Source organism: Paenibacillus sp. cl6col (genome assembly GCF_900102125.1).
Lineage (GTDB): Bacteria > Bacillota > Bacilli > Paenibacillales > Paenibacillaceae > Paenibacillus_B > Paenibacillus_B suaedae.
Genome location: NZ_FNAZ01000009.1, coordinates 216,633 through 243,313 on the forward strand (window position 1 = coordinate 216,633; position 26,681 = coordinate 243,313).

At 45.7% G+C, this 26,681-nt stretch carries 21 protein-coding genes and 1 riboswitch; of the genes, 18 read left to right on the forward strand and 3 right to left on the reverse strand.

Annotation, left to right across the window (positions count from 1 at the left end):
* Positions 1–237 precede the first annotated feature (237 nt).
* From BLS15_RS22250 to BLS15_RS22270, 5 genes are all read left to right on the forward strand, one after another.
* The gene (locus BLS15_RS22250; RefSeq protein ID WP_021253574.1) at positions 238–1,590 is read left to right on the forward strand and encodes an ABC transporter substrate-binding protein; all 1,353 of its coding nucleotides are present in this window, start codon (positions 238–240) and stop codon (positions 1,588–1,590) included.
* Positions 1,591–1,612: 22 nt separating this feature from the next.
* Positions 1,613–2,968 carry an ABC transporter substrate-binding protein gene (locus BLS15_RS22255; RefSeq protein WP_021253573.1) on the forward strand — a complete coding sequence of 452 codons (1,356 nt, stop codon included), beginning with the start codon at positions 1,613–1,615 and terminating at the stop codon, positions 2,966–2,968.
* Between the two features lie 99 nt (positions 2,969–3,067).
* Positions 3,068–4,405: an ABC transporter substrate-binding protein gene (locus tag BLS15_RS22260; RefSeq protein WP_021253572.1), complete on the forward strand. Its 1,338-nt coding sequence runs from the start codon at positions 3,068–3,070 to the stop codon at positions 4,403–4,405.
* Positions 4,406–4,419: 14 nt separating this feature from the next.
* Positions 4,420–5,841, forward strand: coding sequence for an ABC transporter substrate-binding protein (locus BLS15_RS22265; RefSeq protein ID WP_028531450.1), 1,422 nt, complete (start codon positions 4,420–4,422; stop codon positions 5,839–5,841).
* Between the two features lie 180 nt (positions 5,842–6,021).
* Positions 6,022–7,200 (forward strand): acyltransferase, encoded by a 1,179-nt coding sequence (locus tag BLS15_RS22270; RefSeq protein ID WP_021253570.1) that lies wholly within the window; start codon positions 6,022–6,024, stop codon positions 7,198–7,200.
* A gap of 55 nt (positions 7,201–7,255) precedes the next feature.
* On the opposite strand, the gene BLS15_RS22275 is transcribed toward BLS15_RS22270, so the two are convergent.
* Positions 7,256–8,413 carry an MFS transporter gene (locus BLS15_RS22275; RefSeq protein WP_028531449.1) on the reverse strand — a complete coding sequence of 386 codons (1,158 nt, stop codon included), beginning with the start codon at positions 8,411–8,413 and terminating at the stop codon, positions 7,256–7,258.
* Positions 8,414–8,551: 138 nt separating this feature from the next.
* On the opposite strand from BLS15_RS22275, the gene BLS15_RS22280 reads away from it, so the two are divergent.
* Positions 8,552–9,436 carry a LysR family transcriptional regulator gene (locus BLS15_RS22280; RefSeq protein ID WP_028531448.1) on the forward strand — a complete coding sequence of 295 codons (885 nt, stop codon included), beginning with the start codon at positions 8,552–8,554 and terminating at the stop codon, positions 9,434–9,436.
* A gap of 178 nt (positions 9,437–9,614) precedes the next feature.
* On the opposite strand, the gene BLS15_RS22285 is transcribed toward BLS15_RS22280, so the two are convergent.
* Both BLS15_RS22285 and BLS15_RS22290 read right to left on the reverse strand, forming a co-directional pair.
* Positions 9,615–10,502 (reverse strand): fructose bisphosphate aldolase, encoded by an 888-nt coding sequence (locus tag BLS15_RS22285; protein ID WP_021253567.1) that lies wholly within the window; start codon positions 10,500–10,502, stop codon positions 9,615–9,617.
* A gap of 502 nt (positions 10,503–11,004) precedes the next feature.
* The gene (locus tag BLS15_RS22290) at positions 11,005–11,514 is read right to left on the reverse strand and encodes a C40 family peptidase (protein ID WP_021253566.1); all 510 of its coding nucleotides are present in this window, start codon (positions 11,512–11,514) and stop codon (positions 11,005–11,007) included.
* 266 nt (positions 11,515–11,780) lie between these two features.
* Between BLS15_RS22290 and BLS15_RS22295 the strand changes: the two genes are divergently transcribed.
* The 12 genes from BLS15_RS22295 (at position 11,781) to BLS15_RS22350 (ending at position 26,620) form a co-directional block, all read left to right on the forward strand.
* Positions 11,781–12,773, forward strand: coding sequence for an ABC transporter substrate-binding protein (locus BLS15_RS22295; RefSeq protein WP_090513750.1), 993 nt, complete (start codon positions 11,781–11,783; stop codon positions 12,771–12,773).
* Between the two features lie 14 nt (positions 12,774–12,787).
* Positions 12,788–13,783: a FecCD family ABC transporter permease gene (locus tag BLS15_RS22300; protein WP_021253564.1), complete on the forward strand. Its 996-nt coding sequence runs from the start codon at positions 12,788–12,790 to the stop codon at positions 13,781–13,783.
* A gap of 3 nt (positions 13,784–13,786) precedes the next feature.
* Complete coding sequence (locus BLS15_RS22305; RefSeq protein ID WP_090513753.1) at positions 13,787–14,599, forward strand: ABC transporter ATP-binding protein; 813 nt, start codon at positions 13,787–13,789, stop codon at positions 14,597–14,599.
* Entirely contained in the window at positions 14,577–15,095 is a 519-nt protein-coding gene (locus tag BLS15_RS22310; RefSeq protein ID WP_327194883.1) for a HugZ family pyridoxamine 5'-phosphate oxidase, read from the forward strand. Before BLS15_RS22305 ends, BLS15_RS22310 begins: the two co-directional genes overlap by 23 nt.
* A gap of 15 nt (positions 15,096–15,110) precedes the next feature.
* Positions 15,111–15,608 (forward strand): DinB family protein, encoded by a 498-nt coding sequence (locus BLS15_RS22315; protein WP_072731747.1) that lies wholly within the window; start codon positions 15,111–15,113, stop codon positions 15,606–15,608.
* Positions 15,609–15,713: 105 nt separating this feature from the next.
* A complete protein-coding gene (locus BLS15_RS22320) occupies positions 15,714–16,565 on the forward strand; it encodes a GNAT family N-acetyltransferase (protein ID WP_090513756.1) in 852 nt (283 codons plus the stop codon).
* Positions 16,566–16,709: 144 nt separating this feature from the next.
* Positions 16,710–20,144, forward strand: coding sequence for a BMQ_0737 family morphogenetic spore coat protein (locus tag BLS15_RS22325; protein ID WP_021253559.1), 3,435 nt, complete (start codon positions 16,710–16,712; stop codon positions 20,142–20,144).
* Between the two features lie 185 nt (positions 20,145–20,329).
* Positions 20,330–21,304, forward strand: coding sequence for an aldo/keto reductase (locus tag BLS15_RS22330; protein ID WP_090513759.1), 975 nt, complete (start codon positions 20,330–20,332; stop codon positions 21,302–21,304).
* Between the two features lie 260 nt (positions 21,305–21,564).
* Positions 21,565–23,022 (forward strand): pyridoxal phosphate-dependent decarboxylase family protein, encoded by a 1,458-nt coding sequence (locus BLS15_RS22335; protein ID WP_028531446.1) that lies wholly within the window; start codon positions 21,565–21,567, stop codon positions 23,020–23,022.
* 195 nt (positions 23,023–23,217) lie between these two features.
* Positions 23,218–23,324, forward strand: a riboswitch (glycine riboswitch).
* 148 nt (positions 23,325–23,472) lie between these two features.
* Positions 23,473–24,813 carry an alanine/glycine:cation symporter family protein gene (locus tag BLS15_RS22340; protein WP_231515035.1) on the forward strand — a complete coding sequence of 447 codons (1,341 nt, stop codon included), beginning with the start codon at positions 23,473–23,475 and terminating at the stop codon, positions 24,811–24,813.
* 161 nt (positions 24,814–24,974) lie between these two features.
* A complete protein-coding gene (locus BLS15_RS22345) occupies positions 24,975–25,508 on the forward strand; it encodes a sigma-70 family RNA polymerase sigma factor (protein ID WP_021253554.1) in 534 nt (177 codons plus the stop codon).
* A complete protein-coding gene (locus BLS15_RS22350) occupies positions 25,505–26,620 on the forward strand; it encodes a DUF4179 domain-containing protein (protein ID WP_021253553.1) in 1,116 nt (371 codons plus the stop codon). Before BLS15_RS22345 ends, BLS15_RS22350 begins: the two co-directional genes overlap by 4 nt.
* Positions 26,621–26,681: the final 61 nt, after the last annotated feature.

The window sequence follows — 26,681 nt, forward strand, 5'->3', positions numbered from 1 at the left end:
ACACTTTGACGGATTTTTTTTATTGCGTACCTATTGCGATTAACATCCGAATGACGTGCCGCTGACTTGCGTTAAGTGCACAGATCGCCGATAAGGATACTTTTCTGACTAGTAAATTTCGCAATGTGTCACATTTCACATCATCCAGATTGTTATATATAGGAAAGCCTCATGAGAGGGTGAATCTAAAACGGTTTCCTACCCCGGGGGAAAAAGCAGAGATGGAGAAGGAGAGATATGAACAAAGTTTGGAAAGTTTCAATTCTACTCGTATTGATCATGTCATTCATAGGCGGGTGCTTCGGCAAGAAGGAAGTGCTGCAACCGCTTGAGCCAAGCAAGATCAAAGTGATTTACCAAGATGAAGACGCATTTTACCGTGATTACGGAAAGTACTTCAATATGAAATATCCGCAGATTGAAGTCGAAGTCATTCCACAGGTTCAGGTGCTCAAAAATCTCGGTAAAATGATCCGCGCGGATGAATACGAGGCGGAAGTAAAGAAGCTGCTCGAAAAAACGGACGCAGATGTATATATGCTGGACAGCGGAATGTTCAAGCAGTTCGCCACCGACGGGAAGCTTTATGATCTTGAGGAAGCCATCCGGCAGGACGGCTATAATATCGAGGAGTTTATGCCGGGACTTATCGATTCGATCAAAAACCTGGGCAACGGGAAGCTGTATGGGCTGGCTCCACAAGTAAGCATTGGAGCTCTGTACTATAACACAAAATTGTTCAAGGAAAATCAAATTGATCCGCCGACGAACAAGATGACCTGGGAAGAGGTGCTGCAATTAGCAGCGAGATTTTCTAATGTTAAAAATGGAAACCGTCCTGTGCATGGCTTGTACTTTTCGAATGGCCATGCAGGCAATTTGATGTTCGATATCGCCGATACTTCCGGCTTAAAGTTCTTCGATCCGAAGGGGAAGAAGGTGCTTATCAATTCGGATGGATGGAAAAAAGCAATGAAAATGGCTGTGGATGCTGTACGCAACAATGCGGTTTATTTCCGTTCAGAAGATCAGATGTATTCGTCAAAAAGCGACTTTTTTGATGATGGTGTGGCTGCGATGACTATATTCGGCCCACCTGCTACATATGCCGTTAGATTTAATGAGGACGAGCCGGTAGATTGGGAGGTCGTCACTGTCCCAATTGAGCCTGGGGTGGAATCGACGAATGTTTCCTTTTATCCGCTTTTTGCGGTTTCTGCGAATTCGACCAACAAGCGCGCTGCTTGGGAATTCGTCAAGTTTACAAGCGGATCAGAAATGGCTCATGCCCGATCACGGACGATGACTGGTAATTTACCTTCACGTACCGGTTATTTGAAGGAATTCAAGGGCAAGAGCATGGAACCGTTCTATATGCTGAAGACTCAGCACAACAGCGTCTGGATGAATGACTATGTCCCATTTCCTTTCTTCGGGAAGTTCTATAAGACGCTGGAGGAAGAGCTTCAGGCCGTTATCGATCACAAGAAGTCAGTAGATGAAGCGGCTGCCGCCTTGGAGATAAAGGGACAGGAGCTATTATCCAAATTGCAAGAAGAAGCAAAGCAGAAAACAAAAGGAAAGTCATAAGTAAGGAAACGGGTGAGAAAACGTGCATCACAAATGGAAAATAACGATCCTGCTGCTAACGATCGTTTCCTTAATGAGCGGTTGCTTGGGCAAGAAGGAAGTGCTGGAACCGCTGCAGCCAAGCAAAATCAAGGTGGTCTACCGGGATGAGGACGCCTTCTACCGCGATTACGGGAAGTATTTTCATATGAAATATCCGCAAATTGAGGTCGAGGTTATTCCCGAGATGCAGGTGCTGAAAAAGCTTGGGAAAATCATTAATGCGGATGACTATTTTGTAGAAAAAAAGAAGCTGCTGGAGAACTCGGGCGCGGATGTATTTTTACTGGACGATTATGTATTCAAGATCTTTGCCCAGGATGGCAAGCTGTATGATTTGGAGGACGCGATCCGCCAGGATGACTTTGATGTGGATGGATTTATGCCGGGATTGCTGGACAAGATCAAAAGTTTGGGCAACGGGAAGCTGTACGGACTGGCGCCATCCTTCAACAGGGAGGTTTTATATTATAACAAGGCCTTATTTAAGGAGCATCAAATCGAATCACCGAGGAACAACATGACCTGGCAGGAACTATTTGATTTAGCCGCGAGATTTTCTAATGTCGGTGCTGGCGGCAATAAGGTGTACGGCTTGTATGAATACTTCGGAGATCCTGGCAGGCTGATGTATCAAATCGCTGATACATCCGGCTTAAGACTGTTCGATCCAAAGGGAGAGAAGGTGCTTCTAAATTCAGAGGGCTGGAAAGATGCAATGAAGCTGGCAGTGGGTGCGGTACGCAATAAATCGGTATTTTTCCATCCTGAGAGTCAAACGTATACGCAAAAAAGCTATTTTTTCGAAGGGAAAGCCGCAATGATGGTTGCGAATGCTTTCGTAATGATGGAATTGAAGCAGCGACCTACTTATGTGGAGGGAGAAAAGCCGATAGATTGGGGCGCAGTCACGGTGCCAATTGATCCTGCGGAGCCATCGCAATCAATTTCTCTTTTCGAAATCGCTGCAATTGCAGCCGACTCGCCGAATAAGCGTGCAGCCTGGGAATTCGTCAAGTTCGTGAATGGGGAGGAAATGGCCCAATCTCGTTCAAGAACAATAAACGGTTCACTCCCGTCACGTACTGGCTATGCAAAGGAGATCGACGGCAAGAGCATGGAGGCATTCTATCTGCTGAAGGTCAAGCAGGGGAACACGTTATGGATGAATGAGCATGTTCCAGATATCTTCTTCCGATTGTTCGATAAGCCGCTGCAGGAAGAGATGCAAGCCGTTATTGATAATAAGAAATCAGTGGACGAAGCGTTAGCCGAGCTGGAGATCAAGGGGCAAGAGGTACTCCTAAAAGCGCGCGAAGCAGCGGAGAAGAAGCCTTAAAAAGGCTTCACAAGCTATCTATGCTTACATTTCACAATAGAAGAAGCAAAGGGTTCGCTACTACGTACAGGTTTAATCAAAAAAAGGAGCTAGAAAAATATGCATCATAGATGGAAAGTTGCAATTCTGCTGTTGACGATCGTCTCCTTAATGAGCGGTTGCTTGGGCAAGAAGGAAGTGCTGGAGCCATTGCAGCCTAGCAAAATCAAGGTGCTTTATCAGGATGAGGATGCCTTCTACCGAGATTATGGTAAGTATTTTCATATGAAATATCCGCAAATTGAAGTCGAAGTCATTCCGCAGACTCAGATACTCAAAAATCTCGGCTCTTCGATTAATGGAGAAGATTGGGATGCGGAAATGAAGAAACTGCTAGAAAACTCCGGTGCTGACGTATTAAGGATGGGCACGGATATGTTTCCGTTATTTGCGAAAAATGGCATGTTGTATGAGTTAGAGGATGTAATCCGGCAGGACGACTATGATATGGAGGGCTTTTTGCCGGGGGTCATCGATAGAATGAAAAGCTTAGGCAACGGCAAGTTATATGGGCTTGCTCCTTATATAGATCGACAGGCTTTATACTATAACGCAGCATTGTTCAAAGAGCATCACATCGAACCGCCGAAGAATAATATGACCTGGCAGGAAGTGCTTGATTTGTCTGCAAGATTTGCCAATATCGGAAGCGGCGAGAGTAAGGTGCACGGGTACTACGAATGGATAGGAAGCTTACGCTACTTCTTGTTCAGAATCGCCGATACCTCTGGATTGAGACTGTTCGATCCGAAGGGAGAGAAGGTGATTCTGAACACTGAGGGCTGGAAAAAAGCGATCAAGCAGACAACAGATGCGATGCGTAGCAAAACGGTATTTTTCCATCCGGAAGGCCAGATTTATTCGCAAAAAAGTTATTTTTATAATGATCAAGCTGCGATGATGATAAGCAATGCTTACACATCCCTGGAGCTTATCAATAACAAGAAAGATTGGGGTGTAGTTACGGCGCCAATAGATCCTGCAATGGATTCTTCAAGTATCGACTTTGAATTCATCTATGCAGTTGCAGCCGATTCAGCCAACAAGCGTGCAGCCTGGGAATTCGTCAAGTTCGTAAATGGCCCGGAAATGGCGCAGGCCCGCTCTCGTACACTGAAGGGCCAGCTTCCTTCGCGCAACGGCTATATGAAGGACATAAAGGGCAGAAGTACGGATCCGTACTATACGCCAAAGATCAGGGCGGAGAACAACATTGAGAGAGATGAGCGTATCCCATCCGAGTTCTTCCCATCATTCGATAAGCTGCTGCGTGTGGAGCTGGATGCCGTCGTCGCGAACGAGAAAACAGTTGATGAGGCAGCAGCTGCTCTTGAGGAGAAGGCACAGGAATTGCTAATGAAAGTACGAGAATCTGCAAACAAAGACAAGGCAAAATAGGGAGCGTGTAGTACGTGTTGAAAAATGGAAAGACCGTCATTATGCTGTTGACGATCATATCACTCTTAAGCGGTTGCTTTGGAGAACGATCAGAGCTTGCGCCATTAAAGGACGGCAAGGGGAAAATCAGGGTCGTCTATCAAGATGAAGATCGATTTTATAGTGATTATGGGAACTTCTTTAAAATGATGAACCCTGATATCGACATTGAGGTTATCAGTGAAGCAGAATTATTTGACGAAGCAGAAAAAAACGAGGCATTCAATTTGACAGAGGAAAAGAAAAAGCTGCTCGATAAATACAAGCCGGACGTGCTGTTTTTGAATGAAAGCATGTTTGAGGCCTTCGCTCAAGAAGGAAAGTTGTATGACATTGAACCGGCTATTAGCCAGGATCAATACAAGCTGGACGGATTCATGCCTGGACTTATTGATAGGCTGCGGGCAAAAGGGAACGGAAAGCTATACGGGCTTACTCCATCCTTTGAGACAAACGTCATCTATTATAATCGCAATTTGTTCAAGAAGTATCAAATTGAGCCGCCAAACGGGAAAATGACGTGGAAGGAGCTTCTTGATCTGGCAGAGAGATTTGCGAGCGTTGAATCAGGAAAGAAGCAAGTGTTTGGTTTGTATCAAACGAAAGGGCCAGCAAGTTTGATGTATGATATCGCTGCTGCATCGGCACTTAAGCTAGTTGACGCGAAGTCAGGCAAGCTGTTGATCGATTCGGATGGTTGGAAAGAAGCGATGAAGATGACGGCAGATGCAGTCCGCAATCATGCGGCTTATGCTCCTCCTCCAATGAAGGAAGGCGAACAGCTTGATGGATACGATGACGCCGACTATGAGAAACATAGAGACTACTTGAAGCAGTACAGCCGATCTAACGAGATGTTCTACATGGGTCAAGCTGCAATGACGATTCAAGCGCCGTGGTTTGCTTCCTTCTTGCGGGATATTCCCTACTACTCGAAGACACCGGAGATCGACTGGGGCGTTGCAGCCGCGCCTGTTAATCCTGCTAAGCCCGATGAATCGGCTTACGTGAAATTGTCGGAGATCTATGCCATATCTGTAGATTCTCCCAACAAGCGGGCGGCTTGGGAATTCGTCAAGTTCGTGAACGGGCCGGAAATGGCACAGGTCGCTGGGAAGGCAATGAACGATACGCTCCCCACGCGGTCAGACTATTTCAAGGATTTTAGAGGGCGGGAAACGGATGCGTTCTATCTGTTAAAGCCAATGCAAGTCAGTGGAGTGTCTGATAAAAAGAGTATTCCGGCAGGATTCCATTCCGAATTTGATGCTTTACTGTCGGATGCATTAAATTCTGTGATTGAAAAAGAGAAAACACTGGATGAGGCGGTTGCTGAGCTTCAAATCAAGGGACAAGAGATATTGGATAGGTCGCGGGAAACCAAGCAGCAAAAGTAAATGTTCAGAAGAAGATCGAGAGCAGGGACGAAATGTTCCCGCACTCGGTCTTTTTTTGTGCTACAATTTTTATATAAAAAATTTTTTTGTCAATGTCACATTTTTGGCTTTTCGATTGTTAGATATGGTGAGGAGCACTTTTCGTATGATAAGAAAACTCAAATGAGGAGTTGTAAATACGTGACAAAGAGAGAACGAATACAAGAGCTCGATGCATATCGGGCACTTGCTATCATGGCGGTGCTGGCGATCCATGCGACATCGGAAGCGCTGGCAGCGACAATCGGCAGTCGGGCATACCCGCTTTACTTATTGATAAATACCTTTAGTAAATTTGCCGTACCCGTTTTTATTTTTTTAAGTGGGTTCGTATTGTTTTATAATTATGCGGACAAGCCGTTAAGCGGAGGAACGATACGACAGTTTTACCGGAAACGATTACTGTACATATTAGTACCATACCTTGTTTTTTCCGCCTTCTATTATTTATTGAAGCTCTATCGCAGCGACATGTTATTCGATCTATCGTGGGCGGTGGCATATGACTTTATAAAAGCTCTGTTCGGCGGCAGGGCGTATACGCACCTCTATTACATAATTATTATGGTTCAGTTTTATATATTGTTTCCGTTATTGCTGGCTGTATTCCAAAAGATGCGTCGGACTGTGCCGCTCATGTTCCTGGCAGCTGCACTGCTCCAATGGGGATTTATCATTGTTAATAAGTATGGTTGGCAAATCCCAAGAGGGAATCTGGCAATCTCCTATCTGTCATACTTCATATTCGGGGCATGGATCGCTATGCATTACGAATCGATCCGGAATTGGCTTGTTCACTTGTCGAAGGGATATAAGCAAATCGCAGGCTGGGTCGTCTTATGGAGTGTGTGGATTGGGCTTGGAATCTATCATGCATACATGTTTTATCGCGCGAATGTTGGCAAGATATTCGTCAACACCTTGTGGTATGAGCTCGTTTGGTATATTCATTCCTTATTGTCGTGCATCATTTTGATTCAAATCTCATTTGTTCTATTTTACCGTTGTGGAAGAAAAGTATCTTCCTGGGTGACTTCCATCGGAGCATGCTCATTCGGCATATATTTGCTGCATCCGTTCCTGCTCTTTATTTATCGGAAAATAGGGATTAAGGGAAATATGCTCGAGTATGCACTGTATATTGCAGGCGGCTGGATATTTGCCTTCATTGGTTCTTGGTTCATCGTATATATGATTTCGCGTGTTACTTCGTGGTCATGGATTGCATTCGGCATTGTTCCGGTTCAGGACAAGGACAGCAAAAGCCGTATTGTGGACAAACCGCATCACGAAGCGAATGTACGCAATTTATCGGAATGATAGAAAGAAGGATGGGCTTCATTATGAAGTCCATCCTTTTTTTGTAGTAAGCGCCTTATGTTGATGTGCGGATTCTACTGGTACGTGCCTTGTGCATGAAGAAGCATTGAAGCAAGAATCCAGCGACGAGAACCATTCCTGCGAGATAGGGGAGATTGGCAGGATCTGCATTCCGCTCAAGCAAGGCACCGAAGGTCATTGTACCGACAGATCCCGCCAAATAGTTCATCGAGCTAAGCAGTGCGATAGAGATTGTCGCGTGGCTTGGGCTGATTTCAACAAGTGTTTTCTGCTGGGCAGCTATGGATGCCCAACCCGCTGCACCCCACAGTATGAGCAAGAATGCGAGACTTGCTGCGTTTTGATGAACACTACCCATGAGCATCATGGACATCATTAGCAGGATGATCAGAATAAGCATAATCGTTCGCGGACGCTTATATCGATCCATAATTGAGCCAATCAAGAAGCTTCCGGCGATTCCGCCCAGCCCCCACATCCAAATGAACCAAATCGATTGCTCATATTCGAATGCGGCGATGATTCGATCCAAATACGTATATAATCCTAGGCTGCAAAAGCTTAAAATCGCCGTAACAAGCATTACGAGCGTGATTTGCTTATTTTGGAACAGCGACAATCTATCGCTCAACGTCGGCAAGCTATTGCTCTGAATTGTAGGAAACTGACTCGCTAGTGCCATTATGCCCAAGAGACCGACAATTACAATAAACCACATTGTCAATCGCCAATTATACAAGGAAGAAATATAAATCCCTAACGGCACGCCGATTACCGTTCCAGCACTCATGCCAAACAAGATCAAACTTAAGGCTCGACCTCGCTGCCCTTCAGGAGCAAGATGAACGGCCGCAGAGGATGCCAATGGCGAATATAACCCCGCTCCGATTCCAGCTATTCCCCTAGATATTAGCAATACGCCAAAATGATGCGTAATCGCAGTCATGATATTGGCCAATGTAAAGAGCGATAATGCAGCAAGTAAAATATGTTTCGTATTTGCTCGACTTAAGATAGCTGCAAAGAATGGAGCTGCGATGGCATAGCATAGGGTGAACGTACTGACTGATTGTCCAGCTGCACCAATAGAAATGTTGAAGTCTCCTGCGATAAGGGGGAGTATTCCGGCCATCACATAGGCATCAGCACCTAAGGCGAACATGCCGAATAGTAGAAGTGTAATGTTTCTCAAGATGATCACCAACCTTATGATAATATGCATGAAACACATGGATCGCTGTAAGAGCAAGCATCTGTTCTGAATGTATTGTATCGAGTATACTTATATTAGTGAAATTAATGTTTGGCATGAAAGGTATGAGGATAACTCATGACATTGGCGCGCTATGAAGTGTTCATGAAGGTAGTGGAGCAGGGGAATTTCACGAAGGCTGCTGAGCAGTTGAATATGACTCAGTCTGCGGTTAGCCATGCGATTGCGAGTTTGGAGAAGGAGCTTGGTCATGCGCTGCTGAATCGAGGCAAGCAAGCTAAGATTAGTACGACGGTGTTAGCAGATCGTCTTATTCCGCATATGATGCAAATTCTGCGCAGCGAAGCAATTATTCGCGAGGAAGTATCGCTAGAGAACAACCAGCTTGAAGGTTTGCTTAGAATTGGTGCTTTTACAAGTGCAGCGTCACAATTGCTGCCACCGATGATTGCACAAATCAAAAAACATCATCCGCGTGTGAAAGTGATTTTATTTGAGGGAACGTATGAAGAAGTTCAAGAATGGATTCGAAAGGGAACTGTGGATATTGGATTTATGATGAATGCGGGACAGAACCAAGATCTGCATCAAGTATTCATTCTTGAAGATGAGCTTGTCATCGGTATGTCGCCGAAGCACCCACTTGCACAGCTGGACACAATCGATATCTCGCAGCTTGAGGGTGTCGATTTCATCATGCCTCTGGCGTCCTATCATTCACAGGTGATGGAGTGTCTGTCCAATCATGGGGTGACGCCAAATGTGCTGATGGAAGTCCTGCATTGTAACACGATTATGAATATGGTATCCCAAGAGATCGGTGTTACCATTGGGCCAAAGCTGTTGTTTCAGTCCAATGAGCAGATCGCGATCAGACCATTGAAGCAGGCGACAAGTCGTCCCATCAGTCTGGTCTATCGAACGGTGAGTCCTACGATTGAAGCCTTTCTAACAAGTAATCAGCTGTGTTCATTAGAAGGTACCACTCAATCTACTAAGTGAATGGAATACGAACAATCCTTGCGTCTATATATCGGATCTCATCTTGTACCGGCGGGATAGTTAAGGGTTAAGTAAACAAAAAACTCCCGTGAATGGCTGCATTCACGGGAGTTCCTTTCATATTTACACACATGACTGTCCACTGCTAATTGAGATGTCCGTCATGCAAGCATTTGTGTTAGCTAATGGAGGCTTCGTAGATGGAATGAATAGAGCGGGACAGAGTCTCATCGAATTCCTCAGCTGTCTGCTGCGCTGTTAATCCTACCGACAAGGCGCGTGAGAAGCTGGCAATGAGTCCATGATTGCGAGCCAGTCTTTCATTCGCCTCATCTTGATCGTATCCGCCTGACAAGGCTACAACGCGGAGCACATGCGGATCTTCAATCAATTCACGATAGAAATTATCGACAGTAGGGATGGACAGCTTCAGCATGACTCTTACGTCTTCGCCAAGCGCATTCAATTGCTTCAGAAGCTCATCCTTCAATAGTTGTTCTGATTGCTGCTTGTCCTTGCTATAGATGTCGACTTCAGGTTCAATAATTGGGACAAGACCCATAGACCAAATCTGCATGCCGACTTCGAATTGCTGTTCGACTACTTTACGTATTCCTTCTGCGTTCGCTTCCTTAATGACTGAGCGCATCTTCGTGCCGAAAATATGCTTCTTGACTGCACGCTTCAGTAGGTCGTTCAGATCAGGCATAGGCTTCATCAGTTGAACACCCTGTTCAAGATCAGCCAATCCTTTGTCCACCTTCAAAAAAGGTACGATGCCTTTCTTTTCCCACAAATAATCTGCGGTAAACTGTCCATCGATCGTCCGATCCATCGTATTCTCAAATAAGATGGCCCCCAATATGTACTTCGAATCAAATGCTGTGCTCGTAATTATGCGTGTGCGCATCTCGTGAACCTGCTCGAACATTTCCTCGTCATTGGAGTAACGATCTTCTGTAACCCCATATTGCAGCAGAGCCTTCGGCGTGCTACCGCCACTCTGATCCAATGCTGCAATAAAACCCTCTCCCGTATGAATTCGTTCCACTTGTTCCTTGTTCATTGATGTTTCTCCTTCCTATGTGTGGGATGGATGACCTCGACACTTCGTATACGCAACGTATCTAAGAATGAGGTCATAATAGAAACAGAACTTGACGCGTTCACATGAGCCTAGGCGTTCAAACCGTATTGAACCAATCTAGAAGCATTCGTTCATCGGTTAGGTTTGCCCATACGTCAGGTAGAGTTTCTTATATTGTACAATAAATAATCGTTCTATGCACCGACATATCACCACTAGTTCATAAGCGCTGCTGCTGCAGTGTGATCCGATCGGATATAACATATATCGAACCGATAATGAGGAGTGGAAACTGCAGTAAATAGGTCAGGGGGAGAAGTTGGAGAGGACAATATATTCTTCGTTATCCTTATTCATTCCTCGGAAGGGTAAAAAGAAGAAGAGCTCATATCCGAATGATACGGGCTCCTCTATTTATTCTGCTTCAATAATTTCTTTTACTTAACAACTGAATGTTAGGAAGTGCTCGTCCAATTCACGCTTATTTAATCACACGACGTGCTGTTTTAAAGGTCTTGTCCCACGCGCTGCCTTTAAAGTTGGAAATCGTCACTCCTACACCTTTCTTATACGTGTGGATGACCTTGTTATTGCCCATATATACCGATACGTGATTGATGATGCCATCACGATTCGTGTCAGAGAAGATAAGGTCTCCCGCCTTCAATTGACTCTTAGAGACTTTCGTACCCACTCGCGATTGCTCTCTGGAAGAGCGTGGTAGTTTAATCCCATGCTTTTTGAAGATATATTGTGTAAAGGAAGAGCAATCGAAAGCACTCGTTCTTCCTGATTTTGCACCAAATACATAAGGGATTCCCATATATTTCTTGCCTGTTTGAATCACTTTATTTGCTACGGAAGTAGAGGATGCTGCTTCCACCTTCATGACTGCAGCGTCACTAACAATGCTACCCGACAAGGCGAGCGTTGCGCATATTCCGATGCTGAGTAGAGTTTTTCCCATTCGTGTTGCCATGATGTTGTTCATGTTGTAATCCTCCTTATGGATAAACAAATGTGATAGCCGACTAGTTGACTCGCAATCAGCATAGCATATCTTTTTGCGTCCATAATCTTCCTTCGATCCGTGAATCCCGCACCACTACAGCAAATATCGAGCTTTATGATAATCAAATGAGAATCAGATTAAAAATATCATTGATAATGAGAATCAATATCTATATAATGAGAATCGTTATCATAATATTGATAATCATTCTCATACATAAGGTAATAAGGAGGCTTACATAATCAATGAAAGTAATTAAATATGGGGTCATCGCACTCATGATCGTCGTGCTTGCCGCTTGCGGGAATGCGAAGGGGGAGTCGAAGGAGGCAGGTTCGATACCTATGGCTGCGTCGACAACAAATTCAGGTCAAGACTCGCCAAATCATGTTGATAAGAAGCCGGAAGAAGTCCCAGAAGTAGAGAAGCTCTTGAAGCAATTCGGGACGAAGCAGCCAGAGAAGATAGTGACATTATCAGTCTCCATTACAGAGATTTTGAACGAAATCGGGGTAACGCCAGCTGGTGTCCCTAAGTCAAGCAATAAACTGCCAGAAGCATTTGATAACGTCCCCCGTGTAGGTTCTTCACACCAGCCTGATCTCGAGCAAATCGCTAAACTGCAGCCAGATGTAATCGTAAGCCCAATGTCTATTAAAGACAGCATTGAGAAGAAGTTGAAGCCAGCGTCATTGCCTACGGCTTATTTGCCGGCAGATTCGTTAGAACAGTTGAAATTATCAACGACTGTACTAGGACGTGTGTTCGGCCGAGAAGACAGGGCAAATGCTTATCTGGAGAAGATTCAGCATGAGGAGCAGGCAGTACTCAATTCCGTGAAGGGCAAGTCTGCACCTAAGGTTATGATTCTGTTCGGTTCAGCAGAAGCCTTAATGCTAATGAATGACAATACATTCGCCGGAAGTATTGCTCGCAATTTAGGAGCTACAAATGTATTGTCTGACGTCATGAAGAAGTCAGAGGACTATGTACCGCTCAATATGGAGAGTGTAATTGCTGCAAATCCTGATGCCATCTTGCTGGTCGCGCACGGCGATCCGAATGCGGTTGCCAAGAAATTTGAGGATGACGTGAAGAAGAATGGCGCATGGGAGAAAATGAATGCCTTTAAAAAAGGAAAATTGAAGGCTCTTGATTCCAAATTGTACGGTATTGCGTCCATAGTCAAGGCGCCTGCAGCCTATAAAGATATGGCACACATCCTATTTGGTGAATAAGGGGTTCTTACGGAGTGAAGAAGAGTACGTCACGACATAAATATATCCTGCTGCTTCTAGCAGTTGCTCTGCTTGCCATTCTGACGCTGCTCTCCATTGGGATTGGGAGCGTGCAGTTCAGTATGAAGGAAACACTAGATGCTGTACTTGGATACGGGAATGATGTCGCCAATACGATATTGTGGGATATTCGCATTCCGAGGGTGCTGATGGCGTTATGTATTGGTGCTAATCTGGCCGCCTCAGGCGCACTCATGCAGGCAGTGGTGCTTAATCCGCTTGCAGATCCAGGACTCACCGGAGTATCAAGTGGTGCAGCAGTAACGGTGCTGTTCATTATGCTTGTTATTCCTGGGTATTATTCGATGGTTCCGCTCGCGGCAATTGTTGGGGGCAGTATTGCAGCGCTTATGGTTTATGGACTCGCATGGAAAAAGCACTTCGGTTTAACACCTGTGCGCATCATTTTGTCTGGGGTAGCTGTTAATGCAGTATTTGGAGGAATGATTGGACTGCTCTCCATCTTGTATAGCGACAGGCTTCCTGCTGCTCTGCAATGGTTGAACGGGAGTTTATCCAGTACCAGCATGGCGGATGTACTCGTCATCCTTCCGTATTCGTTGATAGGATGGGCAGCAGCACTGCTATGTATACGACATGCGAATATTTTGCGATTGGGCGAGCAGGTGGCACACAATTTAGGCCTTAATCTGACACATATTCGAATCCTGCTTTCTTTTATTGCGGTCTATCTAGCAGCGATATCCGTGTCCACGGTCGGACTTGTTGGGTTTGTAGGCCTGCTTGTGCCGCACATTGCGAGAATACTAATCGGCTCTGACTATCGTTATCGTCTTCCTCTTAGTCTTGTTCTTGGTTCAATGGTGCTCCTCATCGCTGATACCATCGGTCGGACAATCTTCAGTCCTGTAGAGATTCCCGCAGGAATTGTCATGGCCATGGTAGGAGGGCCGTACTTCTTATATTTGATGCGGAAAGGGGATGCCTAACCGATGCTGCATCTGTCATCACTGAATATTCGTTATGGGAACAGGCAGATTGTGCACGATTTCTCACTTGATGTGAATGAAGGCGAGGTGCTTACGATCATCGGCCCTAACGGGTCGGGCAAGTCTACTGTTCTGAAGGCAATTACTCGATTAATTCCCTGTGATAGTGGGCGAATTTGTATTGCGAATAAGGAGTTGCAGCAGTTCAGCTCGAAACAGTTGTCGCAGATCATGTGCATGTTGTGCCAATCCAATTCAAGCCCTTCGGATATGACTGTAGAAGAACTGGTTGGATATGGGCGAATGCCCCATAAGAAATGGTATGAACGGATGAATGATGAGGACAAGGAGATTATCTGCTGGGCAATGGAGCTAACGGGGATGACCTCCTATAAGGAGAGAACGGTTGTATCCTTGTCAGGCGGAGAGGCTCAGCGCACATGGATTGCAATGGCGCTGGCCCAGCGGCCAAAAGTGCTGTTGTTGGATGAACCAACGACTTTTCTCGATATCGCGCATCAGCTTGAGGTTTTGGAATTGGTTCGCAAACTAAATCGTGATCTGAATCTAACCGTCATTATGGTGCTGCATGACTTGAACCATGCCAGTGCCTACAGTGACCGAGTATGTGTCATCCTGAGCGGGGGAATCCGCATATGTGGGACCCCGGGTACGGTATTTACATCAGAGCTGATTCGCAGTGTATATGGAGTAGATGCAGATATTCAGTATTTACCGGATCGAGAACATCCACGAATACATGTGTTGAATAAATGGAATAAGGAAGCGAGGAATGGGAATGAAGCAACAGGATAATGACAAAATGAAACAAAAATATATGAATTTTATTGATAGTGTTCAATCTGTAGTGCTCAGCACAATTGCCGAAGATGGCTCTCCGTTTGGCTCATACGCTCCCTATGTGCGGAAGGATGGCAAGCTGTATATTTATTTGAGTAAAATTGCCCAGCATTATCGGTATCTTGAGCATAATCCGTGTGTAGATGTTCTCATGATTGAAGATGAGTCCAAGACCGGAAATATGTTCGCTAGACAACGTGCTCGCTTCGCATGTCAAGCGGCGAAGCTGGACAATGAGGCGAATGAGGACATATTTGCTGCGTTTGAAGCGTCGTTTGGATCAAGTCTAATTCAGATGCTAAGAGGACTTGATTTCTCATTGTTTGAACTGACACCTACAGAAGGACGGTATGTTGCTGGGTTTGGCCAAGCCTATGATATCGATTTGGAAGCATTGCGCTTCGATCATGTTGCCAGAGATGGACATCAACAGTCTGAATCAACAACGTAGGAGGGAGATGAAGGAATGACGTATGATACGGTATCGGTCATATGGGATACGATCCAAGAACGGTTCTATCAGATGGTGCAGGAACTGACTGATGATGAATTGAGTTATGGAGTGGGCAGTGCCACAATTGGCTACATGATTAGACACAATGCAGAGGTGGAATATTTATTCACAGAGTGGTACTTTGGCCAAGAGTTGCCTGCGGATGTGGAAATTCGAACGAGTCGAGGGCCGTCAGGAGACCCGAATCGATATACAAGCATTCTTGACATGCTGCAATTGATTCAACATTCGCAACATCATATTCGTCAAGCGATGTGTACGCTGCCCGAACAAGCATGGCATGTTCCGGTGAAGTCGCCAATGGGAACGATCACACCGCTACAAGCGGTTGGACGCCTGTTGTATCATACCAGTCTTCATGCAGGGCAAATTGCCTTCATACTTAAGCATACCAATCCCGCCTCCATCTCTGCGAGGCAGCAGAGGTCTGCCCCTGCAACTTTACATTGAGCTAAGTTAGATTGAGCTACCTTGAAATCAACCTTTTGGTTGATTTCTTTTCTTTGTGTGGAGTAAGATATGTCCCGAGAGGAATGAACTGGAGGATGATGGCAAATGGTAAAGTATCTTGCATGTTCAGAAGTAGATATTTCAAACATTTATGAAGCGTTTACAGTTGGCTTTTCTGATTATATCGTGAATATGGAAATCTCCGAGGAGATGTTCAAGACTCGTTTCTTTGGCGTTGAAGGCAACCAGTTGGAGAATTCCTATATTGCGATGGATGGGGAACGCACAGTCGGACTGATACTAGGCGGATTGAAGAGATATGAAGGCATACTAACGATGCGCTGTGGAGCACTTGCAATCCATCCTGATTATCGTGGAATCGGAGTGAGCTCAAAATTGTTCGAGCTACACAAGGCTAGAGCAGTGGAGTGCGGTTGTGGGCAGCTGTTCCTTGAAGTCATTGTTGGGAATGACAGAGCGATTCAATTCTATAAAAAGAAAGGCTACTCCAAAGTATACGATCTTAGCTATTTTACCTTGAATCATCCAGCTAGTATGCTGGGCAGAAATGTTGAGGGGCATGAAATTAAGCCAATTCCGTTCGAATGTTTTGAGCGGCATGTGCATAATTGGCGCATCCCGCATATCAATTGGCAGAATGATTTGGATTACATGAGGTTGTCTGACACCAATAACTATGTCACAGCTTATAAAGACGATAAGGTCATTGCAAGTTTATGTATGAATGATAGTGGCAAGGTTAGTTTTCTCTATGTTGATGTTGAATATCGAAATCAGGGGATTGCTGCCGATATGCTTATGACCATGATAAGAGAGAAGCAGCCAGAGCGAGTATCGGTTTCTTTTGCGAATAATCATTATCTAGAAGGTTTTGTATCTAAGCATGGATTCAATCGAAATGAGCTCGAGCAATATGAAATGTATTTGCATTTGTAAATAATTTTTCAGTTGTAATCAATGATTGCCCCTCATTTAGGGACTTGGACGGGTGGATAAGCCTACATCGGGTCAATGAACTATCAGCGCACGTACAGAATATAATGATCACACGATCACGTATGCTGTAAGGATGTGTAGACAATGCCATTTATATTGCGCTTCAGTACGATAACAAGAGGTGCGATTACGTTCACTGGGAATTCTCTAGGGATCAGCCGCGCCTCTAGATTTTCTCCTGCTTGTACACCGGGTACGGCTGATGCGATCGGCTCCTTTATTATCAATGATCCGAACTCGGTGTGCGGAACGGTTCCGTCCAGTCCTGCGACTGGCGGGGGAACGACGAATATGTATATGATAAATTTCTCAACAAATTCGCTCGTCCTCCCTCCTGGAAGTACAGTTGTATACGCTGAATTGGTATGGGGCGGGACATATTTGATCAATACACCAGGCGGCGAGGATTTATCGGCCCGTTTGAATGACCCGGTCAGATTCAGTACACCAGCAGGAATGTTCAATATTCAGCCAGAGACGTTCTTCAATTACGCGGTTAATACTGAAGGCGATTTAGGTTATGTGCGATCTGCGAACGTAACGGCGCTTGTAGCCGCAGGAGGTGCGGGCACATACGGGGCTGGCAAAATCGTTGGAACACTGGTTCCGGATCCGCGTACGACTAGCTTTGCCGGGTGGTCACTCGGGGTCGTATACGTGAATCCTTCATTACCTTTCCGCAGCATGAATTTATATGTCGGAAATGTGCCGATTCAAGCTATATCTCCGCCAGTGAATGAAATGATTGGGAACTTCCAAACCCCTTCATTCGGGCCTATTAATGGGCGACTGCTGGTTAGCGCGCAAGAAGGAGACGCTTCTATTACAGGCGACTTTGTACGATTCGGTCCCAATCTGGCCAGCCTTACTACAATCCCGCAGCCAGCAGGGTTTACGAATAACTTTTTCCAATCGCTAATCTATGATGATAATGGAAATATCAACCCGACTGCCACATTCGGTGATCGCAATCCGATACCTGGTCAGCCGGGGACAAATATCATTGAAGGAAATCGCCAAGGATGGGATATTTCCAACGTAAGTATTTCCAATAGTCTCGTGAATGGGCAAACTTCTGCGGCCCTTCAATTCGGAACGAATGGCGACGGATATACTGTCAATCTGCTGGCGATTCAAATTGACAATATTCCACCGACGCTGCTGCTGGAGAAGACCTCTTTTCCTGATACAGTCACCGTTGGAGAAGAGATCGTATATACCATTGTCGTCAGCAACGATGGAGACTCCCCGCTTGTGAACACTGTACTTACTGACCCGCTACCAGCTGGTGTTTCGTTTCAATCGGTTCAAACTACGCAAGGTTCGGCATCGTTTGCTGCTGGAACGGTTACCGTAGATATCGGGACGATCCCGGTTGGTCAGAGTGTTACCGTCAATATTACCGTACTGGCAACAGCGGCTGGACTCATATCCAATACAGCTTCAGCCCAAGCCAATCAGACCGGCATCATCTCCTCAACCGCAGTCAACACCGTAAATCCTCTGCCACCTCCAATTCTAGAAATTGAGAAGCTGGACTTTCCCCCAATCGTCGCCGTAAATTCAGAACTCGTTTATATTATCTTTGTCTCCAATATTGGAGGAAGCACAGCGACCAATGTTGTTATGAATGATCCGCTTCCAGTAGGAACCACCTTTGTATCCGCTGAATCGGATCAAGGGACGATTTCGTTCGATGGCACGACAATTACGAATGAGATTGGTTCACTTGCTCCGGGAGAGACTGTGGTCATTTTTATCGTCGTCATCCCAACGGTCACAGGTACAGTCTTGAACACGGCAACGACGTTTTCAGATGAGACTGCGCCACAATCCTCTACTACCGAAACTCTAGTTATCGAAGAGCCGATACTTGAGTTAATGATATCGAAGTTTGCAGGGCCGGATCCTGCAACTGTTGGAGAAGAACTCATCTATACGATCGTTGTCTCCAACGAGACGACGGAATTATTAACCGGCGTGGAAGTGGTGGATGTGCTGCCACCTGGTCTCGTCTTCGTATCTGCAGAAACTACGCAAGGAACCGTAACTGAAGCGGCTGGCACCGTGACAGCATTGATTGGCGATCTTGTTCCTGGTCAGTCTGAAATCATCACGATTACCGTTATTCCTACAGCTCCAGGCATCGTAACGAACACAGCTACAGCGACATCTAATCAAACGGCACCTGTATCATCCACGATTAATACAACCGTCAATGCGCTTCCTCCTGCTTTTTTAACCATTGAGAAGCTTGCCGAGCCGAATCTCGTAACCCTTGGGAATGAAGTCATCTTTCAAGTGACGGTGTGCAACATGGGTGAAACGGCGGCCACAAATGTGGTTGCAGTGGACACATTACCTGCAGGCGTTGAAGTCACTGGTATTCAAGTATCTGAAGGCACATTCACGCAGGTCGGGCACACGATCACAGCATCTTTCGGTGTCATTGCCCCTGGAACGTGCGCTATGATTACGATCGAAGCAATTACGACTGTAACAGGGACATTAACGAACACAGCAGTGGTGACCGCTGATAATGTTGAAGACTCTGAAACAGCAACCGCAAGCATTACGGTATTACAGCCGCTCGCCATTTCAAAGCAAGCTTCAAGCAACCCGGTGCTTGTCGGCAGCCTGTTGCAATATACGATCAGTGTTGCGAATCTCGGAGAACTTCCTCTGACGAATGTAATCGTACGTGATGTCATTCCTCCTACGGTTGAATTTGTCAGTGTTCAATCTGAAGGAGGCACTTGCTCTGTATCCGGGCAGACCGTTACTTGTCTCTTGGGCACATTGGAGGGTCAACAAGAACAGACGATTATCATTACTGTCATTCCATTGTTAGAAGGGGTGGTTACCAACACGGCTACCGCTCAGGCGGATAATACGCCTCCTGTTACAGCTACGATTACGACGCTAGTTGTACGTCCTTTAGAGTGCATTTCTGTCAGCAAACTGTTCGATTGGGTTGTAACTCGGAGTGATTTCATCGTGGAAGAGTCTATTCCCGAAACCTGCAGGGCTTTCGTAGAACAAGCAATTGCTGGCGGTCGGCAAGTGCTGGTGAGCTGCAATGCAGTGCCAGCTATGGGAGAATGCAGCATCACGGTTGTAAAGCGGCAGCCGCTGCCCATTATCGGATCGCAAGCAGCTATTGTACTGACCACGTGCTCTGCAGAGGTAACGATTACGTTAACAGATAGTGGAACAGGAGAAACATGCACGTTTACACTACTAGTCAAGAATAACGAGAAAGTATCACTCTGCTTACCGCTCCCATTAGATGAATCCAACATTACTTCTCAAATATTCGATATCCATTGTGCTGCACGAATTACTGACAGCTTAACGATTGAGTTGCAATTGGATTGGTGTTTGGAGCTTATCGCGAAATTTACAATACCGCTGATGGTTGAAGCGACATTCTGTCAACCTAGGGCATTAATCCCGATACCGGAGTCATGCAGCATCAGCCTTCCATTGCAATGTCCGACGATTTTTCCATTCGTATAAATGTCTTGTAATCCATAGAGATTCTGGATTCTTTATTGTTGTTAAGAACTCATGCTTGCATGAGTTTTTCTTTTTGTGCGCGGAAGTGGAATCATAAGGCAGACACATATTTGATCGGATTCAGATCAAGGGGATAGCTTGTGATATAATTACTGCTAAATAAGGAAAGCAAGGAGTTGATCGTCATGCAATATCGTCGTCTTGGCAATAGTGGATTGAAGGTGTCTGTGCTTGGATTAGGAACAAATGCTTTCGGCAAGCGGGCTGACAAGCTGGCTTCGACTCGAATTATTCATCAAGCACTGGAATATGGCATTAACTTTATTGATACGGCTAATATTTATGCTGGTTCAGAATCAGAACGCATCATCGGTGAGGCACTGACAGGCAAACGACACAATGTCGTGCTGACAACGAAGGCTGGATTAATTCGAGGACAGGGGCCGAACGAGCGCGGCTCATCTCGCATTCATTTGCAGCAGGAATTAGACAATAGCTTGAAGCGGCTGAATACCGATTATATTGACCTGTATCAAATACATACATTTGATCCGTATACTCCACTTGAGGAGACGCTGCGGACGCTTGATGATATGATACGTTCAGGCAAAGTGCGGTATATCGGAGCGTCTAATTACGCTGCTTGGGAGCTGATGAAGGCGATTGGCATCAGTGAACGGCTTGGTCTAAATCGTTATGTGTCCATGCAAACCAGCTATTCACTGGCTGATCGAACGCCAGAACTGGAACTGGTTCCGTTATGTCAGGATCAAGGGGTGGGAATCATTCCATATTATCCGCTTGCGGGAGGAATTCTGACAGGGAAATATCGAGTAGAAGATCAGAAGCCAGCTGGCTCACGAGCAGATACGGATCCGAATTTCTACAAGTTCTTCAATGAAGAACGGTTTGCGTTAAGTGAACAGGTGAGCGAATTGGCAACGGATATCGGCTGCAGCCCAAGCTCGTTGTCATTAGCTTGGCTTATGCACCAGCCTTGTGTATCGACAGTCATTGTAGGAGCGACGAAGGTGGAGCAGTTAGAGGACAATATAACGAGTGTCAATGTCGAACTTAATGAAGAACAGTTGAACCGATTGGATGAAATAAGCCGTCGATATCGGTATGGTGAACCTTTTGCTGTATACCGATTGCCATAAATGAGAAAGTAAGGAAGCAATAGACACCGTCTCTAGGAAATAGGGGCGGTTTTTTTGAGTTGAGATTTCGAAATCTTGCGCTCATATTCAAAATACGATGTAAATGGTAGGACGGTATGTATAATAGGGGGATAAATGGCCTGACCTCATAGCGGGCTAATAAACTGTACCTGTTCAATTATCGTCTTGGTCGGTAAGCTATTATTCAATTGGAACATCTTTCTTGAATTGAACAGTGGAAGGGAGTTGCTGGAATCCGTATGCTTAGACAGAATCCGATCTTGGATCTATCAACTGAGGAACAGCACATGCTAGGCTCATATACGTTAGAGAAGATCTGTCAGTATCTATCATACACCGACGAGGTAGTAGTTACTCCAGAATTAATCCCGTTAGAAATCGTACAGTATGCGGAGCAAATTGACTTTGCTGCTCCTGTCAAGCCTCAAACTGCGGTTCAGCATGTTATAGAAGGACTGCGTCGATATCAAGTGCACACAGCACATCCAGGATATTATGGCTTATACAATCCACGCCCGAACTTTATGGGAATTATGGCAGACACGATAACAGCGGCGTTTAACCCCCAGCTTGCTGCATGGAGTCATGCACCGTTTGCCGTAGAAATTGAGAATTACGTACTGCGTGAACTCGCCGTTCAATTTGGTTACCCGCGTGATGTTGCTGATGGAACTTTCACGACTGGGGGAGCGGAAGCTAATTTGACTGCAGTCTTAACGGCTCTATCTTATCATTTTCCAAAGTATGCAACAGACGGATTAGCAGCTCTGGAGAAGCCACCCATTCTGTATGCTTCTGAAGAGAGTCATCATTCATTGGTGAAAGCGGCTCGTTCCTGCGGGCTTGGAACGAATTCAATTCGCTCCATTCGTACGAACGATTCCTTGCAAATGGATATAGACGCGTTATCAGAACAAATACGTACAGACCGCGCGCAAGGTTTAGCCCCATTTCTTATTATTGCTACAGCGGGAACGACGGGAGCCGGTGCAATTGATCCGTTAATGGACATCGCAGCAATAGCGGAGCATGAACAGATGTGGCTTCATGTGGATGCTGCTTATGGCGGTGCAATCGTATTGGATTCCGAGCTGTCCTCCCATATAGATGGTATCCAGCAAGCAGATTCAATCGCGTTTGATGCACATAAGTGGCTGTCCGTTCCGATGGGGGCGGGCATGTACTTCACACGGCATTCACGTATATTGAATGAAACCTTCCGTATAACGGCAGATTATATGCCGAAGGAGGGTGAGGAGTTGCCCACGATTGATCCATATACGCATTCCATTCAATGGTCACGGAGATTTATAGGATTGAAGCTGTATTTATCCCTGGCTACAGCGGGTTGGGAAGGATATCGGGCTGTCTTGCGACATCAAGTTGAAATGGGCAAGCTATTCCGAGAAGAATTAATGCGATCTGGCTGGACAGTTGCCAATGATACCGTGCTGCCTGTCATTTGCTTTCTTGATCAAAAAGCATGGACACGAAACGACCAGGACTTCGCTCTATTTGTGAATCAACACGTATTGAGCACAGGGAAAGTGTGGCTATCCGTATTTACCATTCATGGTGTACCAACGCTGCGTGCATGCTTTACCAATTACGATACGAATGTGCAGAATGTGAGTGAACTCATTCATTTATTAAATGAGGCCAGATCCCTATATTACAGTCAACGAGCACATGTGTGATAGATGGTATGGGATAAATTACAATGCAGTGGATCATTGCACAATGATAGTGTGTCTACTATAATGTTACCTACAACTTTATAACTGGATGAAGTTTGCGGGAGATAGACGAATCGTCTAGCCGAAGGGGTAAGCTCTCAGGCGCTTAGGCATATCGAACCTTGAGCTCGAATACGTATAAGCAGGACCGTAAATGGACAGGACTCTGGAGAGACTCCATGATTGGGGCACCGAAGGGGCAAGACGAATTTGATTCTCGTGGATTCGTTAAAACTCTCAGGTAAAAGGACAGGGATGCAGAAGCGTAGAAAAATCGTAAGTCATTGGTATGATGATCTTATTTAGGTATGTCACTTACGTCAGGTTATTTATTCTGCACACATGTCCCCAGGGTCAAATCATTCGATTTGACTCTTTTTATTATTCACAAAGAGGGGAACTGATTTGACAATGATGGAACAATGGTTAGACAAATTGAACAACATGGTATGGGGAGCACCGCTTCTTATTTTATTAGTAGGAACGGGAATTTTATTAACGATCCGCTTGGGAGGGCTGCAGTTGTTCCGCCTGCCGCTCGCCTTGAAGTTAATATTCAAGTCGAAGAATGAGGGAGAAGGGGATGTATCCAGCTTCGGTGCATTGGCTACTGCGTTGGCGGCGACAATTGGAACTGGTAATATCGTGGGGGTTGCTACTGCAATTAAGGTGGGTGGACCCGGTGCATTGTTCTGGATGTGGGTTGCTGCATTCTTCGGAATGGCTACCAAATATGCGGAGGGATTGCTTGCTGTCAAGTATCGCAACATTGATGACAATGGACAAGTGCTAGGTGGCCCAATGTATTATATTGAGAAGGGGCTTGGCATGAAATTCAAGCCGCTTGCTGTATTCTTCGCGATTAGCGGGGTGTTGGTTGCCTTACTTGGAATAGGTACATTTCCGCAAATTAATGCGATCGTCACATCTACAGAAGCAAGCCTTGGAGTGCCTGCAGTAGTCACTGCGGCAATCGTCACTATCGTGACCGCACTTGTTACAATTGGCGGGATTCAGAGTATATCGCATGTGACGACGACAATTGTTCCTGTCATGGCTATTATCTATTTTATCGCGAGTTTTGTGGTGCTTATTGCATTTGCGGATCAGATACCGCACGCACTGTCGTTGATTTTCCATGGCGCGTTCAATGTAACAGCAGCAGGAGGCGGCTTCTTGGGAGCAACGGTTATGATGGCGATCCGCAACGGGATTGCAAGAGGTGTATTCTCCAATGAATCAGGTCTCGGAAGCGCACCGATTGCGGCCGCGGCTGCGAAGGTGAAATGGCCGGCTGAGCAAGGACTCATATCAATGACTGGAACATTCATCGATACGATCATCGTCTGCTCGCTTACAGGATTAACATTGATTGTAACGGGTGTATGGAATGGCCCAATGGAAGGAGCGGCCATGACACAGGCAGCATTTGATGCTGCGCTGCCATACGGTTCCCTCATTCTTATGTTTTGCTTGATTTTATTTGCATTCACGACGATTCTTGGCTGGAACTATTACGGCGAACGGTGCATGGTTTATTTGTTCGGTGTCAAATCGATTCTGCCGTACCGCCTTGTGTTCATTGCGATCATTGGCTTTGGGGCATTTATCAAGCTGGATATGATATGGAAGCTTGCTGATATTGTAAATGGATTAATGGCGCTGCCGAACTTAGTTGCACTGCTCGGTTTGTCTGGAGTCGTCGTGTCTGAGACGCGTCTATATTGGAAGCATAGGGAATCCGAAAAATAAATAGAAGCAGGAAGCGATTCCTGTTCTTAAGTAAACTGCCAAATGCATGAAAGTGAACATTTGGCAGTTTTTTTGCGTTTAATGAAACCTTTTGCCTATCTTGTGCATCTAATTGACAGTTTGATTCGCGTGTATGGGGTAAAGAAGGGAGTAGAAACGGCTTGCATAGCGATATAGAGACAGAAGTGAGATTGGCTAAGGAAGGTAACAAAGAAGCGTTTATTCGACTCATCAAGCAGCATGAAGCCCAAATGTTCAACATGGCCAGGTCGATCGTCAGAAGGGATGAGGATTGTGCAGATGCGATGCAGGAGACTGTGCTCAAGGCTTATCGCGCACTGACCAACCTAAATCATCATGCCTATTTTAAGACTTGGCTCTTTCGGATATTGATCAATGAATGCAATATGATATTGCGGAAGCAGGCTCGCATCATCATGCTGGCTGAACTCCCAGAAGTTGGTGTTGCCACGGCTGAATACAGTGATCATCTTGATTTGCGTCAGGCGATCTATCGGCTTGAGGAAGTATCTCGCAATATTGTTATTTTGTTTTATTTTCAGGATTTGCCAATGCATCAGATCGCCGAGATGATGGATATGTCCGTGGGCGCGGTGAAGACACGGCTGCATCGGGCACGTCACACGCTCGCAGAATGGCTGGATGATACTGAAGAAAGGAAGATGAACGGATGAAAGACATACAACTGCCTATCGATCAGCGACTGGAACAGCTTAGGGAACCATATATTAGCGAGCTGCCAGAATCCGTTCGCAACCGAATGGATCGGACATACCAGATCATCGACGAGATGCTTCCTGGACGGAAGAGAAGAAGTCGGAAGAACCGCTGGCTGCGCAGAGTGTTGATTTCAACAGCGGGTGTAGCGAGCCTCGGGATTGTCATGATCTTCTCGGGTCTTGCCTCTCCAGCGATCGCACAGACGTTGAAGCAGATTCCGTTCATGAATAGCGTATTCAAACTGGTGGGGGATCTTGGCTTGCAAACCGCTGGAGAGAAGGGGATGGTCACCTCAGTCAATCAGCGCGTATCCCATAAGGGAGTAACGCTCTCGATTTCTGAAATGATGTATGATGGCAGCAGGCTATCTCTAGTGCTCAGCAGAGAAGATTCGAAAGCGGAGAAGGATTCTTTTTTTCAGTTATGGAACAAGCAGCGCATGCTTAGCAAGCGAGCCAATAATATCGATTTTTATATGGGAGACAAGCAGATAAATACCGGGATGGGGCTGCAGCCGGGTGGGGAGCATGCTCCGCAATCGATAATCGTTACCGCTTTAGATTCTGCTGATCTTGAGCTTCCAGACTCGTTCGAAATGAAGATGGTCGTGTATTTGGCTGATGTGGATGAGAATTACGAGTTCCTCTTCCCGATCAAGAAGGATACGGAGCGAACGATTATCCTGAAGACATCAGAGACCAAATCACATGATTCGATAAATATGTCGATCGATCGAGTAGAAATTACCCCCATCACAACCCGCTTGCTCGTCGGTGTCCACGGGGCAAGCGGAGAAGAAGATTATCGTAAAATGCTGGATGCAATACCGGATAGCTATAAAGTTGATGGGTTCCTCAATCTGGAGTTCGATATCGAGGATGAGCAGGGAAATGAACAGAATGCAATTGCTGGGAATGGTTCAGGAGAAGGAAAAGGAATGGTGTTCTCAACCTCTTACGAGCCGTTCAAGGTGAAGCCTAGCTTAATCGTCATTAAGCCGTTTGTTAGAAAAGGCCCGGATAAGAATTATATTCCACAACTGGAGTTCAAGCTGCCCGTTCGATGAAAGGATTGCATTCCTCGATCATTCACGTGTAACATGAATATTGGTGGAATTATGCCATTAC